The sequence below is a fragment of the Vibrio sp. 1562 genome (assembly GCF_033340155.1).
In the GTDB taxonomy this organism is placed as follows: Bacteria; Pseudomonadota; Gammaproteobacteria; order Enterobacterales; family Vibrionaceae; genus Vibrio; species Vibrio alginolyticus.
Genome location: NZ_JAWOVY010000139.1, coordinates 1 through 977, shown reverse-complemented (window position 1 = coordinate 977; position 977 = coordinate 1). Strand labels below are relative to the sequence as shown.

General features: G+C 47.3%; 1 protein-coding gene. It reads left to right on the top strand.

Features of this window, described 5'->3' with window-relative positions; translation table 11 throughout:
• The coding region (locus R7Z49_RS23740; protein WP_318112177.1) for a D-amino acid dehydrogenase at positions 1-977 on the top strand (977 nt) is incomplete at both ends.

Sequence of the window (977 nt, the reverse complement as noted above, 5' to 3'; positions counted from 1 at the left end):
ATGGAAGTCATCGTATTAGGCAGCGGCGTTATCGGCTTAACCTCTGCTTGGTATTTATCTCAAGCAGGCTATCAAGTCACGGTCATCGATCGCCAACCAAGCAGCGCGATGGAAACAAGCTTTGCCAATGCAGGACAAATTTCTTATGGCTACTCATCCCCATGGGCAGCTCCGGGTATCCCGCTCAAGGCGATCAAATGGCTGATGGAAGAACACGCTCCACTAAAAATAAAGCCGTCGCTAAGCACAGACATGATCAGTTGGGCAAGCAAGATGGTTGCGAACTGCACCTTGCCTCGCTATCAAATCAACAAAGCTCGCATGCTGTCTATCGCCAACCACAGCCGAGCTTTCTTAGAACAATTACGTAATGAGCACGCGATTGAATACCAAGGACGCCAGTTTGGTACCTTGCAAGTGTTTCGCACAACTCAACAGTTAACCGCAATCGAAAAAGACCTCAAGCTGCTTGAGCAAAGTGGTACTCGATTTGAGTTGATGGACGTTGAACAGTGCCTTCGACAAGAACCCGGTTTAGCGCTGGTCAAAGATAAAATCGTAGGCGGGTTGTATTTGCCTGATGATGAAACAGGTGACTGCTTTCAGTTTTGCCAACAGCTGACAGAACTTGCAAAAGCGCATGGTGTCACGTTTAAATTCAATACCGAAGTGAGTAATTGGGTTACTGTAGGCAAAAAGATCATAGGTGTCCAAACGAACCACGGTTTGTTTAAGGCAGACCAATTTGTCGTTGCTTCTGGTAGCTTTTCCACTGCGCTTTTAAAGCAGCTCGATATTGATATTCCAGTGTATCCGGTTAAAGGATATTCACTGACGCTTCCGATAGAAAATGAAGAATACGCACCGCGCTCTACCGTCATGGACGAGACTTACAAAGTCGCTATGACTCGATTTGATGACCGCATACGAGTGGCTGGCACCGCTGAGCTTGCAGGTTTCGACCCATCCTTGCCACA